Origin of the sequence: Sporosarcina sp. NPDC096371 (assembly GCF_044762865.1) — a bacterium.
Classification (GTDB): domain Bacteria; phylum Bacillota; class Bacilli; order Bacillales_A; family Planococcaceae; genus Sporosarcina.
On sequence record NZ_JBIWFE010000002.1, the window covers coordinates 326,898 to 343,990 of the forward strand.

At 42.5% G+C, this 17,093-nt stretch carries 15 protein-coding genes; 9 read left to right on the forward strand and 6 right to left on the reverse strand.

The features are described 5' to 3' along the window. Positions 1 to 38 precede the first annotated feature (38 nt). From ACIQ0H_RS07525 to ACIQ0H_RS07535, 3 genes are read left to right on the forward strand one after another with little or no spacing between them, the layout of a single operon-like run. Positions 39 to 557, forward strand: a complete 519-nt coding sequence (locus tag ACIQ0H_RS07525) for a sigma-70 family RNA polymerase sigma factor (RefSeq protein ID WP_403412955.1) — start codon at positions 39 to 41, stop codon at positions 555 to 557. After that, positions 550 to 1,857: a DUF4179 domain-containing protein gene (locus tag ACIQ0H_RS07530; RefSeq protein ID WP_403412957.1), complete on the forward strand. Its 1,308-nt coding sequence runs from the start codon at positions 550 to 552 to the stop codon at positions 1,855 to 1,857. The genes ACIQ0H_RS07525 and ACIQ0H_RS07530 overlap by 8 nt, the downstream gene beginning before the upstream one ends. A gap of 59 nt (positions 1,858 to 1,916) precedes the next feature. Beyond that, complete coding sequence (locus tag ACIQ0H_RS07535; RefSeq protein ID WP_403412959.1) at positions 1,917 to 2,402, forward strand: amidase domain-containing protein; 486 nt, start codon at positions 1,917 to 1,919, stop codon at positions 2,400 to 2,402. 169 nt (positions 2,403 to 2,571) lie between these two features. Here ACIQ0H_RS07535 and ACIQ0H_RS07540 read toward each other — a convergent pair whose 3' ends face one another. Then, the gene (locus ACIQ0H_RS07540) at positions 2,572 to 3,417 is read right to left on the reverse strand and encodes a DegV family protein (RefSeq protein WP_403412961.1); all 846 of its coding nucleotides are present in this window, start codon (positions 3,415 to 3,417) and stop codon (positions 2,572 to 2,574) included. 171 nt (positions 3,418 to 3,588) lie between these two features. On the opposite strand from ACIQ0H_RS07540, the gene ACIQ0H_RS07545 reads away from it, so the two are divergent. Further along, a complete protein-coding gene (locus ACIQ0H_RS07545) occupies positions 3,589 to 4,170 on the forward strand; it encodes a nitroreductase family protein (protein ID WP_403412963.1) in 582 nt (193 codons plus the stop codon). A gap of 216 nt (positions 4,171 to 4,386) precedes the next feature. On the opposite strand, the gene ACIQ0H_RS07550 is transcribed toward ACIQ0H_RS07545, so the two are convergent. After that, the gene (locus ACIQ0H_RS07550) at positions 4,387 to 5,784 is read right to left on the reverse strand and encodes a dipeptidase (protein ID WP_403412965.1); all 1,398 of its coding nucleotides are present in this window, start codon (positions 5,782 to 5,784) and stop codon (positions 4,387 to 4,389) included. Positions 5,785 to 5,938: 154 nt separating this feature from the next. Between ACIQ0H_RS07550 and ACIQ0H_RS07555 the strand changes: the two genes are divergently transcribed. Together ACIQ0H_RS07555 and ACIQ0H_RS07560 are read left to right on the forward strand one after the other, a co-directional pair. Beyond that, positions 5,939 to 7,174 (forward strand): hemolysin family protein, encoded by a 1,236-nt coding sequence (locus ACIQ0H_RS07555; RefSeq protein ID WP_403412967.1) that lies wholly within the window; start codon positions 5,939 to 5,941, stop codon positions 7,172 to 7,174. 788 nt (positions 7,175 to 7,962) lie between these two features. Beyond that, entirely contained in the window at positions 7,963 to 8,508 is a 546-nt protein-coding gene (locus ACIQ0H_RS07560) for an RNA polymerase sigma factor (RefSeq protein ID WP_403412969.1), read from the forward strand. A 99-nt stretch (positions 8,509 to 8,607) separates the two neighbouring features. On the opposite strand, the gene ACIQ0H_RS07565 is transcribed toward ACIQ0H_RS07560, so the two are convergent. Both ACIQ0H_RS07565 and ACIQ0H_RS07570 read right to left on the reverse strand, forming a co-directional pair. Continuing rightward, positions 8,608 to 8,793: an SE1832 family protein gene (locus ACIQ0H_RS07565; RefSeq protein ID WP_403412971.1), complete on the reverse strand. Its 186-nt coding sequence runs from the start codon at positions 8,791 to 8,793 to the stop codon at positions 8,608 to 8,610. 24 nt (positions 8,794 to 8,817) lie between these two features. Beyond that, on the reverse strand, positions 8,818 to 9,882 hold the full coding sequence (locus tag ACIQ0H_RS07570; protein ID WP_403412973.1) for a hypothetical protein: 1,065 nt from the start codon (positions 9,880 to 9,882) through the stop codon (positions 8,818 to 8,820). A gap of 225 nt (positions 9,883 to 10,107) precedes the next feature. On the opposite strand from ACIQ0H_RS07570, the gene ACIQ0H_RS07575 reads away from it, so the two are divergent. Together ACIQ0H_RS07575 and ACIQ0H_RS07580 are read left to right on the forward strand one after the other, a co-directional pair. After that, positions 10,108 to 12,033 carry a cation:proton antiporter gene (locus tag ACIQ0H_RS07575; protein ID WP_403412975.1) on the forward strand — a complete coding sequence of 642 codons (1,926 nt, stop codon included), beginning with the start codon at positions 10,108 to 10,110 and terminating at the stop codon, positions 12,031 to 12,033. 98 nt (positions 12,034 to 12,131) lie between these two features. Then, positions 12,132 to 12,695, forward strand: coding sequence for an NADPH-dependent FMN reductase (locus ACIQ0H_RS07580; RefSeq protein ID WP_403412977.1), 564 nt, complete (start codon positions 12,132 to 12,134; stop codon positions 12,693 to 12,695). Positions 12,696 to 12,759: 64 nt separating this feature from the next. On the opposite strand, the gene ACIQ0H_RS07585 is transcribed toward ACIQ0H_RS07580, so the two are convergent. Then, positions 12,760 to 12,894, reverse strand: coding sequence for a hypothetical protein (locus ACIQ0H_RS07585; protein ID WP_403412978.1), 135 nt, complete (start codon positions 12,892 to 12,894; stop codon positions 12,760 to 12,762). Positions 12,895 to 12,899: 5 nt separating this feature from the next. After that, positions 12,900 to 14,177 carry a tetratricopeptide repeat protein gene (locus tag ACIQ0H_RS07590; RefSeq protein ID WP_403412979.1) on the reverse strand — a complete coding sequence of 426 codons (1,278 nt, stop codon included), beginning with the start codon at positions 14,175 to 14,177 and terminating at the stop codon, positions 12,900 to 12,902. A 724-nt stretch (positions 14,178 to 14,901) separates the two neighbouring features. On the opposite strand from ACIQ0H_RS07590, the gene ACIQ0H_RS07595 reads away from it, so the two are divergent. Then, on the forward strand, positions 14,902 to 17,067 hold the full coding sequence (locus tag ACIQ0H_RS07595) for a DNA topoisomerase III (protein WP_403412981.1): 2,166 nt from the start codon (positions 14,902 to 14,904) through the stop codon (positions 17,065 to 17,067). Positions 17,068 to 17,093: the final 26 nt, after the last annotated feature.

Below are 17,093 nucleotides of genomic sequence, written 5' to 3' on the forward strand. Positions count from 1 at the left end.
TGTCTAATGAATAACAAGGGTGAGAAAGGGGTGGTATTGTGAATGAATTTGAACTTGCAAAACGGGCGATAAAGCGCGATGAACAAGCATTTTTAGAGATAATTCATCTTTATAAAGAAGCGCTTTATAGAACGGCTTTTGCTTTTTTGAAAAATGAACATGACGCCATTGAAGCTGTGCAAGAAGTGACGGTACGCGCCTATAAAAAAATACATACTGTGAAAAAGCCGCATTTTTTAAAGACCTGGCTTATCCGGATAATGATGAACTACTGCCAAGATCAGTTAAGGAAGAAAAAACGTTTTACATCGAGTGAGGAACTGCAGGAGCTAGGAAATGAAACGAACTATATCTATCTTGAAATTGAAGAAGCACTTGCAATATTGCCTGAGGCGGAACAGCGCTTGATTCACCTGATGTATTTTCAAGATACCAAAATCAAAGACATTGCGGTTATTGAAAATATTCCAGAAGGTACAGTGAAGTCGAGGCTCCATAAAACATTACGGACATTACGAAGTTTTCTTTCGGAGAAAGGGGATGCGGACAATGTTTGAAAACGAAGAAAAACAACTACGTGAAGCTAGATTCAAGCTGGAAGATTTGCCGATTCCAGATGTACAGCTAGACGATGCCATTCAGCAGGGGTTTATCATTGCTGACTCTGAGTGGAGGGCGAAACGCCGGAAACGTCGGAGGTCGCTGTGGACCGTGGCTGTCGCAGCCATCTTTTTATTCGCATTCGTAACGTCCATTCGAGTGTCGCCTGCTTTTGCTCATGCGGTCGCTTCGATTCCTGGAATGGGGAAACTGGTGGAATATATTCAGTATGACAAAGGGTTACAGGAAATTATGGATAACGAGTATTACCAATCGCTTCATGCTAGTCAGATGAAGGATGATATTACGTTGACGATTGATGGTGTCATTTTAGATGAAAGTGGAATTGTGATTTCGTATACACTGGAAGCGCCTTATTCTATTAAGGATTTAGATTATAAGGACATCAAACTTTATCATAACGGCAAGGAAATGCCACCTGGCACGATGTCCTATAATAATCCTGACCAAAAGCATGCCAATCGAAGAGAAGACTTGATCCAAATTGTATTCGGAGAGAAGCCCTCTTTGAAGGGCCGAGATTTTGTCTTTGAGCTTCGATTGAAGAATGCGAAAGAAACGGTTTTCTCCCTTCCTTTCACATTGCCGAAAGAAGTGAAGAAAGGTAAGGTTTTTGCACTCAATAAAGAGATAAAAGTGGAAAATCAAAAAATGACGATTCAAGAAGTGACCATATACCCTCTGCGTGTAGAAGTGAAAATGGCTTTTGATGAATCAAACACGCTGGAAATCCTGAACTTTGAAGATTTACGCATAGAAGATGATCAGGGAGAAGTGTGGAGTAGCACTCGAAATGGGTTTGTTGGACAGGGTGGAAATGCTTTTTATTTGGAAAGCAATTACTTTAAACAACCTAAAAAGCTGTATCTTAAATTGGATAAAATGCAGGCGATACCGAAAGATGAATCGTACCTTCTTGTGGATTTTCAGGAGCAGGAGGTTCTCAAACAGCCTTCCGATGGTAAATTCGAAGTGACGACGATAACGCCAACGATGTTGGAAGGACGGGTGCGAGGGAAAGCGTTTGAGTCGGAGCTCAGTTATTTCTTATTTTCTATGACAGAAGATGCCGATGGCAATGTAGTTGACCATGCCTCGCAAAGCAATTGGAACTACGAAGGGTATGAGTATTATAAAATCGAATTTGAAAAACAGCCATACAAAAACCCAATACGCATCAATTTCTCTGCCTACCCAAGTTACATCAATGGGGATATTTCCGTCGAGCTAAAGTAATCGTCTATGCATGCCCCCCTCCCGTCATTCATAAAATGAAGGGAGGAGGGATCCAATTCATGTACGACAGAGAAGCAGCTGTCCGGTACGCAAACCAATGGTGGGATGGCCGCAATCCGGCATTTCCATCGTTCGATGTGGACTGTACGAATTTTATTTCCCAATGTTTGTTGGCGGGTGGTGCGCCGATGCATGGCTATCCGAATCGTGAACGCGGGTGGTGGCTACAAGGCGGGACGTGGAGCTTCAGTTGGTCAGTGTCCCATTCGATGCGCTGGTATTTAGCCACCTCGAAAAAAGGGTTAACAGCCACACAAGTGTCCTCGGCTTACGAGTTGGGATTAGGGGATGTCATCGTTTATGACTTTGAGGGCGATGGCCGATTCGATCATTCAACCATTGTTACGGCGAAGGTAGATGGTGTTCCATACGTCAATGCGCATACGTTCGACGCGCAACATCGCCTGTGGGACTACAAGGATTCCTATATGTTTTCTCCAAATGCTAAATACATCTTTTTTAAAATTAACGACATGTTTTCATAACAAAAGCAGTCCGTCTAGTGGAGGCGGACTGCTTTTGTTTTCGTTCTCGTCTAGGCTCCGGGCGCCAGACGCTCGAGTCGCTTCAGACTTGCTGATAAAGGCAAAGAGCGCCTTTATCTTCAAGTCTTCCAGCGCTTGTCGCGTCTAAGCAGGCGCCCTGCGCTTTTGTTCAATCAAACCACAATACAGCGAGCGTACCTTCTCCTGCGTGAACGGCAAGGACGGAGCTGATATCGCCAATTCTCACTTCTAAATCAGGCACCTGTTCGGTGATTAGGTTTTTCAAATGCACCGCCTGATCCAAGACATTACCGTGCATGAGGTGGACGGTTTTTCTACCCGCATGATGGCTGGTCGCTATCTTATCGACCAAATATTGTAGTGCTTTCTTCTCGGAACGCACTTTATCGACAGCGACCAATTCACCTTCCTTGGAAATTTGAACAATCGGTTTTACTTTTAACAAACTACCAAGGAAAAACTGCACACCGCTCATTCTGCCACCCTTGTACAATTGGTCGAGCTGGCCGATTAGAATAAAGTTATGCATCGTTCCCGCCATTTTCTCAAGCTTGGCTTTAATTTCAGGCACGCTTGCCCCTCTATCATACATATCCATACCCTTTTCGATTAACCCGGTAATGCCATAGGACAGGGATAGGGAGTCGATAAACATCACAGGAAATCCTGCAAGTTCCGCTCCTGAAGTTGACGAGGTAAGCGTACCGCTTAATTTACTCGATACATGAATCGCAATAGCTTGCTCATACTGCTCCGCAATCACTTTAAAGCGTTCTGCAAATTCTCCGGCAGAAGGCTGTGATGATTTTGGAAACACTTCCGCATCTTTTATTTTCGCATATAATTGGTCTGGATTTAGGTCGACCCCGTCGACAAACTGTTTTTCACCGAAATGTATATTCAAAGGCACTGAAAAGAAGTCAGGATGTTGTCTAAGTTCTTCTGAAACGTAGGCGGTGCTGTCTACAATCCATGCAATCGGCTTTTTATTCATAAACTAAATCAATCCTTATCAATGTTATTGTGACTTTTATTACTATACCACGAAAAGTAATTGAGATGTATTCTGAAAATTATTGGTAGAGAGATATCTTGGTAGTGAAGTGCCAATTATGCTTCAGTTGAGGTATAATGAACGCAGTATGACATAAAGGGGATATGAGTGATGAATGAACAGGCTTTGTCTGTAAGGGATGCAATTATTTCGCGTCGTTCGATAAAGAACTTTAATGGTCAGCCGGTAGATCCGGAAAATATTGCTGAAATACTTGAGGATGCAACATGGGCGCCGAATCATGGTAACAGAAATCCATGGCGTTTTGTCGTGGCAGCCGATAAAGCATACGTGAAGTTTCTAGACGTTTTGCGAGAATATGGCGTTGCAAAATGGCAGGATTTATCGGAAGAAGAGCTCGGAAAACAAATGAAAAAATTCACGGGACCGGGTGCAGTCGCATTCGTCATCGTTCCTGAAGATGCTCGTCAGAAAGAACGTCTTGAGGATTACGCAGCTGCAAGTATGTTCATCCAAAACGTTCAACTCCTCGCGTGGGATAAAGGGATTGGGACATGCTGGAAAACACCTGGCTTCCTCGATAACCCGAAATTTAGAGCAGAACTCGGCGTCCAACAAGGTGAACGAATCATCAGCATGCTGCAATTTGGTTATTTCGATGAAATACCGAAAGCACGTCCACGAAAATCACTTGATGAGATCGTCACATATTACGGACAGGACGAGGAATAACAAAATAAGTTGCGCCAGGATTGTATGTGATCATGCAGTCTTGGCGTTTTTTTATGGGGTGAAAAAATAGTGTGGGATGTTCAATGAACTCGGCGAAGTTTCCAATCGATCGAGCAAAGCGTCCAACCAACACCAAAACAAGCACTCCATCATCGGCGAATCAACCTCAATCGCAACAAAAAACCGGACTCTCTCTACGAGAATCCGGCATAGTCATTACTTTTTCAATTCATCTTTCGTGAAACTACCAATTTCATAGTAATAATCACTAATAACGCGTAATCCTTGATCGAAGTTCTCCAAATGGAAGTGTTCGTTTGGTGCATGGAAATTTTCCGATGAGAGGCCAAAGCCCATTAAGACAACCGGTAACTGTAAGATTTCATCGAAAGCTGCGACAATCGGAATCGATCCGCCGCCTCGCGTATAGGCAGTTGGTACGTTGTATACTTTTTCGTACGAGCGACCCGCAGCTTGGATAGCAGGATGATCGAATGGCGTGATGAATGGTTTCCCTTTGTCGAACTCATTCACTGTCACCGTTACGCCCGCAGGTTTATGTTGCTCAATGTGGGCCTTCAGCTTTTCAATGATTTCGTCTGGGTCTTGGTCGGGAACGAGGCGGCACGTCACTTTTGCGCCTGCTTCTGCTGGTAATACTGTTTTGATGCCTTCCCCTGAAAAACCGCCAAATATGCCGTTCACTTCAAGCGTTGGACGGGCCCATGTGCGCTCAAGATAGGAAAACCCTTTTTCCCCGAACAATTCCGTCACACCGACTTCTTCTTTCAAAGCTTCTTCAACAAAACCAAGTGCTTGGTAAGCCTCACGCTCTTCGTCAGACAACGAACGAACGTTATCGTAAAACCCTTCGATTGCAATCGTGCCTTCTTGGTCTCGGAACGAAGCCAGTACTTCTGCTAGTGCATGAATAGGGTTTTGTACGCCGCCTCCGTATAAGCCGGAGTGTAGGTCGCTTTTTGCTCCTTGTATGTCAATTTGCACGCCGCATAGTCCGCGCAATCCGTAACAAACTGCTGGTTGCCCCGGTCCTTGCATGCCTGTATCCGAAATGACAATGACATCTGCTGCCAGCTTGTCCTTGTTCGCTTCAATATATTTCTCCAAATTTGGACTACCGATTTCTTCTTCGCCTTCAATAAAAAACTTCACGTTGACGGGTAAGCTACCCGTTTTTTGCATTAAAGCTTCAACTGCTTTGACGTGCATGAATACTTGTCCTTTATCATCACTCGCGCCGCGCGCATATAATTTATTATCACGAATTGCGGGTTCAAATGGGGCACTTTCCCATAAGTGTAGGGGATCGACGGGTTGTACATCGTAATGACCATAGATAAGAATCGTCGGTTTGCCTTCCGCATGAAGCCAATCTCCGTAGACAACAGGATGTCCATCGGTTTCATCAATCGACAGGTTTTCAAGTCCCGCCTTTTGCAATGAATTCTTAAGCCACTCCGCGGCCTTTTGCATATCGCCTCTATGTTCAGATAAAGAACTGATACTTGGAATCTGAAGAAATTCTGTTAATTGTCCGAGATGTTCATCGCGTTGTTCTTTAAAATAACTGTCAAGTGTCTCTAAGTGAGTCAACATAATCCCTCTTTTCTAAAAAATTTCGCTAATAAAAATAGTATAGCAGAATCTTTAGAAATGGAGTGAACTAGACAGACGTAAATATGAATAATATGGTATGCTATCTTAAATAAAGAAACGGAACGGATACCAATCATGGGAGGAAACGCTTTTGTTTATAGCACTTGGGTTCTTTTTATTCATGTCGTTTTTCCTATCGGGAAGTGAAACGGCGCTAACAGCAGTAAATAGGATGAAGGTCCAGTTTCGTGCGGATCAGGGGGATGTGCAGGCTATCAGGCTGCAGAAACTGATTTCGAAACCGGACCGTATGATTACGGCGATTTTGATTGGCAATAATATCGCGAATATTATGATGCCGACGATCGTGACGATGATTGCAATCGACAAAGGTCTTAGTGTCGGCTTATGGACAGGAGTATTGACGGTTGTTCTGATTGTTTTTGGCGAGGTGTTACCGAAGACGATTGCCGCGACTTTTGCTGATCGCGTTGTCTATATAGTTGCGCCGACGATTATCCTTTTTGTGAAAATATTAACACCGCTTACCGCCGTACTTTCTTTGTTCACGAATATTTTTATTCGCATTATTTCGAAAGGGACTGTGAAGGAAGCGAAGTTGACAAAGGACGACCTGAGATCTTTGGTTGACATTGCTTCTGTAGAGGGCATGTTTAAACAGGAAGAATCGGATCGGTTGAAAGAAGTGCTCGATTTTCCTGAAAAAGATGTGTCGGACGTTCTTGAAACGCATCGAACAGACATCGTGGGGCTACCAATTGAAGCGACGTATGAAGAAGTGCGTGAAACAATCCTTGAATATTTCTATACACGCTATCCTGTTTATGAAGAAAACATGGATACGATTGTCGGTGTGTTTTATTCGAAGATGTTTATCGAATGGTCGATGAATCCTGACAAGAAGCTTGGTGAGTTGATAGACCGTAATCCGTTATATGTCGTACAGTCTGCTAGTGTTGAAAAAGTGTTTAAGATGATGCTAGCGAAGAAGAAGCATATGGCGGTTGTGTTGGATGAATACGGCGGAACGCTTGGCATTGTGACGCATGAGGATATTATCGAAGAGATGATTGGGCAAGATATTGAAGATGAGACGGATATTGATGAAGAAGTGCTTGTCTATGAAAAAACGGCAACTAAGCTAGTCTGTCATGGACGACTTGAGATTGTAGAAGCGATGGAGCTACTTGATATCGAATTACCGATGGATCACGACACGCTTGGTGGATTCGTCCTGCAGGAACTTGGTCATGTTCCCGAGCCGGGTGAGCGGTTTACATACGACCATTTGCGTTTTGAAATTCAGGAGATGGAACGTAGCCGGATCATCCGTATGACGATTACACTTCCAGAGAATGAATCATGATCGAACCCCCTTACTCACTCGTTTATTTTCGGGCTGCTTTGGGTAAATGATTCACGATAGTTAAATGGATTTGAAGGAAAGAGTAGCTAGGAATGATTCCATCATTCCTAGCTACTCTTTTTAATCTCCTTATTGTGAATCATAACCTAGCGCGTCCCTACAATAAGTCAGTGAAAAATGCCGTTACTTGTAAAGGGGAGAATAGACAACTTTCTTTAGGTAGTGGAAGTGCCCGAAGATGCAATTTCGGTCACGTTTGCACATTGTACAATATGTTCCTTCTTCACTTTTCATCAAGTAACACTGAATAGAAGAAGACAATTCCAAGAATAACAATAGATAAGGCCACTTCAGAAGAGCATCAGCGGCCAAAATTGTATCTTTGGCCGCTTTTCACCAGATAAGAAATTCTCTATTTCCTTGTTTCCATAAAGCATTTGTACTTCGTGTATTCGCACTTTTGGATGGAGACGGATGAACGAACACCATACGATTACGGAAAAAACTGCAGGGATGCGACGGAGTCGCACCCCTGCAGATCAAGATATCACGGTGATTGTATAGAAAGCGTTCAATCCAAAGCAGTCCAAAAAGCACTATACATGAGTAGCAAGCATTTGCTTGTTTTTGGCCAAACAATAGGCGTGGTATGGGGTGGATTCGACCTAGTCACTGAATGTTCACAGTCCCTTACACGTTTGTAAGTGAACTGAAAGAGAATACGATGGTTTGAAATGTTGAGATTGTTGATAATAGGGTTAACAGATAGAAGGCGGAGGCGTTATCCTATGAAAATTAATCTAAACGGGTTGTACGAAGAATACGGCCGATACATATATCATCTATGTCTTAAATTGACACGTAATAAAGAAGAAGCAGAGGACCTCATGCAAGACGTGTGGTTGAAAGTGGTTCGTTACAGCGGGCGTATGAACGAAGTCGATCATATGAAAGCATGGCTGACGACGATTTGCATGAATACATTCAGAGATCGTTATAGAAAAGATGTTAGAAGAAGTAAGCATGTCATGAATCAGCCAGATACACTTGATGTACCCATCCTTGACCTTGTGCCAAGTGAGAATCTTACACCAGCTGAGTTGGCTGAACAAAATGATATCCAATCACTTGTTCAGCAAAAAATCGGTGAACTGGATGCAATTTATAGAAAAACAATCGAATATTTCTATGTCCATCAATACTCACTTATCGAAATTGCAGATGTGATGAAGGTATCAATTGGAACCGTGAAGTCTAGGTTATTCCGGGCGAAGAAATATTTGAAAGAATTAATAATGGATGATACGACAGTGCGTGAATACGTAATGGTCTAAGTGTTGAAGTCTAGCGTTCCTGCTTCAATACTTGTACGCTACAACTTAATGTAAATAAAATGAAAGAAAGGCTATCCAATTCCCGGGATAGCCTTTCTTTCATTCAAATTCCGCAAGTTGTTTATTCAACTCTGCCAATCGTTCTTCCATTGTGGCAAGACGTAACTCGGCTTTTTTGACGAAACTATTATTACCCGTCGATTCAAGCTTCTCGATATCTCCTTGCAGATTGATATAATCCATTTTGAGTTCAAGAATCGCGTTCGTTACTTGACTTTTATTCATAAGGAAAACACCTCAACTTTTCCCCTAGTGTAGCATATTGAACGCTGCATTTCCCACTGTCTCGCCCGTTTGTCGTTTAGGATACTCGAGGAAGTAACGAATGGCTTCACATGTGGCATCTTTGCCATCGCCAATGCCAAGAGCTGCTTGACGTGCAATGGCTTTTTTGCGAAGAGGTTCATGCAACAATGGTTCCATGACGGCGTTTAGTAAGCTAGACTGTTTTACTTTTCGACCTAAACCAAGATGAATGAATCCGTGTTGTTCTTTCGGAAAGGCGAGTCCCAGTTCAAATTCATTTTGTGCCAGCACAACGCAAGGGATACCCATCACCGCCACCTCATACGGCATATAACCGGATGCGCATAAAATAACATCTGCATCTGCGCATACCTCTGTGAAATTATGCGGATGCTCTAATATGGTTGTGTTGCGTCTTCCGAGGGCCATCATGCGAAGTGTACTCGTATCATGTGCATAGTGTTCACCCACAACAACCGTTACTTTGAGCGGTATTTGAAGTTGCATCATATGCCGTAAAGCCCGATATGTTAAGTTTCCGGTGTCCTCATTCCCGAACGAAATAACAAGGTGGGGTAGAGGGCCTGGCCGTTCTTTACGAAGGCCAATTTGTTTCAATGAAAGCAGCTTTTCATCAGCCATAAAGCTTTCGATTCCAACAACATAATGATCTAACACTTTATCATTCGGTTCGGCATACAATGTTTGAAATACAAGATCCGCTAAAGTACCTCCATCACCGAAGTCATCGAAATGAATGATGGTAGGGACGAGTTGACGAATTTGCTCGACCTCCTCCCGAAAAGTAGAGCCACTATCGCGAATTAAAAGATCGGGCCTCATCGCCGTAATGGCTTGTAAGAAAGCCGTGCTATTCACGGTGGACACTGTTCTGAATCCATCGGGTGCAGGTGGTGAACCTGCTCCGCATAGGAATACGATATCTGCTTCCTCGGCCATTTCATGTGCAATCATGGCTGCTCTACGTGCGGGGTATGTCCCTTTTTCATCTGATTGGGAAATATAGATAGCAACTCTTTTCTTTTCTTGTCCGTCTATTGGAATCACCCTTTCATTTGCGATTAATCAATCCATCCCTCCACAGTATGTAAAAAAATAATTGGATATGCATATTGACTAGATTCCTATCTCCTAATCAGGTTATAGGGTGGGGAAGAAAATATTATTTTTTTAAAAAATTGACTGACAATTAATTCGGATTATGTGGATTGGAACTTCCGATATGTTACACTACTACTATTTAATCGATGTTTGGGGGATGGGGTGATTTCAATGTTTGATTCACTGCTATTTGATTTGATGCTAGTTGTTCTCATTGGAATTTTGTCGCAATGGCTAGCGTGGCGTTTTAGGATGCCGGCAATCGTTGTGATGTCGGTTGCGGGGTTACTAGTGGGGCCTATATTTGACCTCATTAATCCAAAGGAGAGTATGGGGGATCTTTTTAGTCCCATTATTACATTTGCTGTTGCGATTATTTTGTTCGAGGGTAGTTTGAATCTAGACTTTAAAGAAATTAAAGGATTTAGTAAGCCGGTTGCGCGGATTGTCACTGTTGGTGCGTTCATCGCATGGATTGCGGGATCACTGGCGGCGCATTATTTAGCGGGGCTATCTTGGGCGGTTGCCTTTATCATTGGTGGTTTGTTTATTGTGACGGGTCCAACCGTTATTTTGCCGTTGCTGAGGCAGGCGAAGTTGAAACCGCGTCCGGCAGCCATTCTAAAATGGGAAGGGATTGTTGTTGATCCATTCGGTGCGCTCCTAGCAGTATTCGCTTTTGAGTTCATCAAATTTTTGAATAAGGAAGAAACGTTGGCGGCGTTACTGTTATTCTTTGTCGCATCCGCTTTTGCGGTTGTCTTAGGGTGGGGAGTCGCTCGAATCGTTGGCAGAGCCTTCGAACGAGGTAGCATACCAGAATTCTTAAAAGCACCTGTTCTTTTTGCGTTGGTCATTTTTACATTCGTTTTTGCGGATGAGATTATGCATGAAACGGGTCTTCTAGCGGTTACGGCAATGGGGATGACGATGGCTAATATGCATTTGACGACACTAAACGACATCCGCCATTTCAAGGAGAATATATCTGTCCTACTGATTTCAGGAATTTTTGTCATGTTGACAGCATCGCTTGATCCGCAAGTTCTGATCGAAATCTTTAATCCACATATTATTCTATATGTCTTGGCGATGCTATTTGTTGTCAGGCCATTGTCGATTTGGATTTCGACCTACGGTACAGAGTTGAATAACCGTGAAAAGCACCTCATTGGATGGATTGCACCTAGAGGAATTGTGGCGCTTACTGTATCAGGCTATTTTGCAACGATATTACTGGACAATGGCTACAAGGATGCAGAATTGCTGACAGCCTTAACGTTTGCGCTCGTGTTCTCGACAGTTGTACTACATGGGTTTTCAATCGGTTTCCTGGCGAAAAAGTTAAATCTTACGACGACGGACGAATCGGGTGTACTTATTGTAGGGGCCACGCGGTTTGCAGCTGGGTTGGCACAATCGGTGAAGGAGACTGGTAATGAGGTTTTGCTCATTGATCGGTCATGGGCAGGTCTGTCATATGCCAGGCTACGGGGACTAAATAGTTTCGTTGGGGATATCCTGTCGGAACAGGTCGAATACCATCTCGACATGACGCCGTATCGCTACATTCTTGCGATGACGAAGACTGATATATACAATGCGCATATTTGCGCGGATTTCGCACCGGATCTTGGGAGTGACTATTTGTTTCAGACTGCGTTTCATGTAGGCGATGATGTCGAAGCCTTTAGGATTACTGGAGGACAATTGCTGTTTTCACCTGCTATATCCATTTACGATCTGGAAGAACGCATGAGTGCGGGTCACGTTTTCCGGAAAACGTTCATTACGAAACAATATAGCTATACACAATATTTACGAGAACGAGATGATAAATCAATCCTTCTCTATATCCAGCGTGCGGACGGCATGATTGAATTCTATACACCGGAAATTGAACTACAAGCCTTTGCAGGAGATGCGATCATTGCGCTTACCACACAGGCGAAAATGATTGAGCGTGTAAAGGAGAGACTCGAGGAAGAAAATAGCGATATCGTTATCCCTTATGAACAATTAGAGGAACAATTTATGGAGGATGAGAAAACAGAAAAACCGATGATTCCTGGCGATGCACCTCTTTCGGCAAAATGAATACTAGCAAGAAGTGGTTGTCCGAGCCGATTTTTGGGTCGGCAACCTCTTTTTTTGGTACGATAGACTTTGATCATTAGTTATTAGGAGGATTGTCATTGAAAGTTTTGTTTGTGGACGGGACCATTATCGGCAGCAAAACAGGTGTTGTTCTCGAAACTGTAAAAGGATATATTGAAGAAACCGGTTGCGGTTATGAACTAGAGTACTTAAACTTTGCAGACTATAAGCATCAAATTGTCGATGGGCGTCCGCTATGTGAATATAACGACGACATGCAGCAGCTTGTCAAAAAGTTTGAAGAAGCAGACGGCTATATCCTGGCATCACCCATTTTTCAGGGGTCAATCCCAGGTGTGTTAAAAAATGCTTTCGATATGCTGCATCCACATACGATGCGTTACAAACCGGTATCTATCGTCGCAAACGGTGGTACATACCAACATCATCTCGTCATCGAGAACCAGTTGAAGCCCATTTTGGACTACTTCCGCTGTCTTGTGACACCGAATTATGTCTATACACATATGAGTCATTTCGATAAGGATAATACAATCATAGATGACGACGTGCATAACCGCTTGCGGGAACTTGCAAGGGTTTTTGTGAAATATGCGGAAATGAGTCAAGGTTTATCGAAAGATGTATTGGATGAAAAATAATAATATACGTATAAACCCCGCCGTCACACCCAGAAGAAAATGGGTGTGGCGGCGGGGTTTGATTTTATGCTTGATGAATGGTTGAAGCCATTGCTGTCTTTTGAGGGTGGTTCACTTCATCTTGATAAGGTGTGATGTTTGGCGCTGAAACGATTGAAATAACAGATACTAATAGAACAGTGCTTAAAAACTTTTTCATAGATATTACAACTCCCCGTATATACTTTTTGTTGCATGTAAACACAATTTATGAAGTTCGTACGCCTTTTTGTATTGCTTTTTTTGGGCGTAGTATTCAGCGAATTCCTTGGCTAATTCCTGCAAATACTTCCAATGTTCATGTTTGAAGTAGTAGTCGATACTGAGTTGTGTAAGCTTTTCATAATCAGCATAACGACCTTGTAAGTAATATACTTTCCCTTCAGTGACCTGTAAATTGATTTTGTCTTCTTCGGAATGACAAGCGGATCGCGTGAGTTCAATATTACTTTGTACCTCGTCGTAGGCTTTTAATTCTAATAATAATTCCAACCTTACCCAATAGGACATGAACAAATTTCCAAGGTTATGTTCTTTCTTCAATACAATACAATTATCGATTACTACCAAGGCCTGGTGATAATCTCCTTTATCTCTGTGAATCAGTGTTAGATTATGTAAAAGAATCAGGTAGGTTCTTTTAGTAACATCATGTTCTAAAATGTTGAAGCCTTTTTGGATATACATTTCTGCAGCTTCATAATCCTTTGTTGTTCGATGGAGAATGGCCATTAAGTTATAACATTCGGCTGTTTTTTCCCAGTTATGTGAATTCAAATGAAGCGATTTGGACTTTTCTGCAAAAACAAGTGCCTCAGCATAACGATAGAGACGGAAATAGGCTAATGCAACATTGAAATTGAGTCGTGCTTGGAGCAAAGTATCTTCATTTGTTTTTAAAACATGAATAAAGAAAGGAATGCATCCCTGATAGTTGCTGGTAATATAATAATATAATCCGGAAATATAATTATACTTTTCACGAATCCTCGTGTTTAAATTATGTAAGGCATCCTGATCTACTGAGGGGGCAATTTTGTTCATATAGTACTGCTTAAAACTTCCAAAGTCCTCAGCTTTAAAAAATTCAAGACATCTTAGTAACCTAAAGTATAATTCCTGATGTAATGACTGGATATGCGTAAGGCACTTTTCATGTTTTTCACGAAGAGATAATGCATCTTCCAATCGATCTGCATTTAAAATATCCTCATATTGTGCTAACAGTACTGTCATTTTTTTATCGATTACATATCCATTTGTTAAATAGCCAGAGGGAACGGATAGTCGTTTTGCTAGTAAAACTAATATCTCTTGCGAAGTTGCAAAATGACCTCCCTCGATATTGCTGTAATGAGGTGTAGAGGTAATATCATGACTGACTGTGGCCTGTGTCATGTTCTTTGAGTTTCGTAGTTCTTTTAATCTTTTCCCGACATGCATATGACTCTCCTACTTTCTGAAACCGCAGGAAGGTAATTAGGACTGGTTTATTTGCTTTTAATTCTAAATAGTCCTTATACTACTCATAATATAATTGTAATTCGACCTGGTCAAGCACGAAAATAAAAGAAAACTGTAAATTCACTCGTTTTCCTCCTGCAAAAAGGGCTTCATTCATCGTTTTTTATCGAATCTTTGTCTTTCCGCAAAGATTTGCTGTATTTAGGGTCTTTAAAAGTAGAAAAAAGTCTTGATTTATAACATTTTTTCGTAATACTCAATCTATTTGAAATGTGCTATATTTAGGTTGCAGTTCAACATATCTCATGCAAAAGAGTTTATGTAAAAACGCCCACTGATTTAACAAGTAATGTTAGTTGAAAGGAGAATGTGTACACACCTTTTTGATGTTAGGCCATTAATTAGATTTGACGGTGATTGTCCAATGTTTGATGAGGATGGATACATACATAAGCCCTCCTGCGTCGCAGACAGGAAGGCTTATGTATCTTTCGCGCGAAAAAGGTCGTATGCATTCGCAAACCCTCACATTATAGTATCTTTTGTAAGCCCCATAAACTTCGCTTATTCTTCTTTTTACTCCAAGCCAACCCTCGCTTTTTTGATTTGAATCCATTGCTGTTACCTAGGTTGAAATGGTGACCAACAAGCGCACAACCCGATTTTCCTATATAATCGATGAATGAGGAAAGGGGATTTTTTTATGTCTAAATCACTTGTATTAGCTGAGAAGCCGTCCGTAGCACGCGATATTGCGCGAGTGCTCGGCTGCAATAAAAAAGGAAACGGATTTCTAGAGGGAACAAACTATATTGTCACGTGGGCACTAGGCCATCTTGTGACGCACGCAGATCCAGAAGGGTATGGCAGCGAATTTAAAGAGTGGAAGCTTGAACATTTGCCGATTATTCCGGAGCCATTCAAGCTTGTGCCGATTCGTCAAACATCGAAGCAGTTCAATGCGGTGAAAGCGCAACTCAAGCGCACTGATGTCAAAGACGTTATTATCGCGACAGATGCGGGACGTGAAGGGGAGCTTGTGGCACGCTGGATTTTAGAGCAGGCGAAAGTTCGTAAACCTGTGAAACGTTTGTGGATTTCATCCGTTACGGATAAAGCTATTAAAGATGGCTTTAACAATTTGAAAGACGGCCGTGCATATGAAAATCTATATGAGGCGGCGGTTGCGCGTGCAGAAGCAGACTGGGTTGTAGGTATTAATGCAACGCGGGCGCTGACAGTGAAATACAATGCGCAATTGTCAACGGGACGCGTGCAGACGCCAACGCTTGCGATGATTGCGGAACGTGAAAAGCAAATTCGTGACTTTAAGCCAAAAACGTTCTATGGTATGCAGGCATTAACGGAAACGGCAAAGTTCACTTGGCATGACAAAGCAGGTCAGACGCAGTCATTTGATAAAGACACGGTTGAGAAGTTGATGGGCAAGCTTGACGGGGCCCGTACAGGGAAAGTGACAGATGTAAAAACGACGCCAAAATCGCAGCCAGCACCACATTTATTTGATTTGACGGAGTTGCAAAAAGAAGCGCATCGTCGTTGGTCGTGGTCGGCCAAAGAGACGCTATCGACATTGCAAAATTTATATGAACGCCATAAAGCGGTGACTTACCCACGTACAGATTCGAAGCATTTAACTTCTGATATGGAGGGCACTTTAAAAGAACGTATTAAAGCTGTGGATATTGGGCCATACCGTAAAGCGGTCAACACGCTATTGCGTTCAGGGAGCATTAAGCCACAGAAGGGTGTTATCGATGACAAACGAGTATCGGATCACCATGCCATCATTCCGACAGAGGAAACGCCGATTCTTCAGAGTTTATCTGATAAAGAGCAACGTTTATATGATTTAATCGTCAAACGTTTCCTTGCTGTCTTCTTCGGTTCGTTCCGTTATGACCAAGTGACGGCGGAACTTGTGGTAGGCGGAGAAATGTTCAAGGCGAAAGGTCGCACCATTACTGATGAAGGTTGGAAAAAGGTTTATTCGTCAGAAGAACAAGAAGCAGATACGGACATGCTTCCTTCATTCAAAAAAGGTGAAGAAGTGGGAATTCGCGCCATTGTTATGACAGAGGGAAAAACGAAGCCACCTGCACGCTTTAACGAAGGAACATTGCTTGCCGCAATGGAAAACCCTGCACAATTCATGCAAGGTGAGTCGAAAGAGCTCATCAAAACAATTGGTGAAACGGGTGGACTTGGAACGGTTGCAACACGTGCGGATGTCATCGAACGATTATTCAACTCGTTTGTTATGGAGAAAAAAGGCAACGATATTTACACGACATCAAAAGGGCGCCAGTTGCTCGAACTTGTTCCGGAAGATTTGAAATCACCCGCACTCACTGCGGAATGGGAACAAGGGCTAACCAAAATCGCCAATGGGCAGATGAAAAAGTCGGCGTTCATGAAAGATATGATCGATTTTTCAAAACGTACTGTGACAGAAATTAAAACAGATGATAAAAAATTCAAACATGATAACGTAACAGGGAAAACTTGCCCGGATTGTGGAAAACAGTTGCTAGAAGTGAACGGCAAGCGTGGAAAAATGCTTGTTTGTCAGGATCGGGAGTGTGGACACCGAAAAAATGTCTCGACGCTGACAAACGCAAGATGTCCAGTGTGCAAAAAGAAATTGGAGTTGCGCGGGGAAGGCGACGGCAAGATTTTTGTGTGTAAATGTGGCCACCGCGAAAAGCTGTCTGCATTTGAAAAACGTCGTGGCAACTCGGGCGGGAAGAAAGCGGATAAGCGAGATGTTCAGAAGTTCTTAAATAGGCAAGAAGAACCAGAAAACACAGCTATGGCAGATGCACTAAAGAAGCTGTTCGAGAAATGAGACTTTTGACCTTTTGACGGATTTAT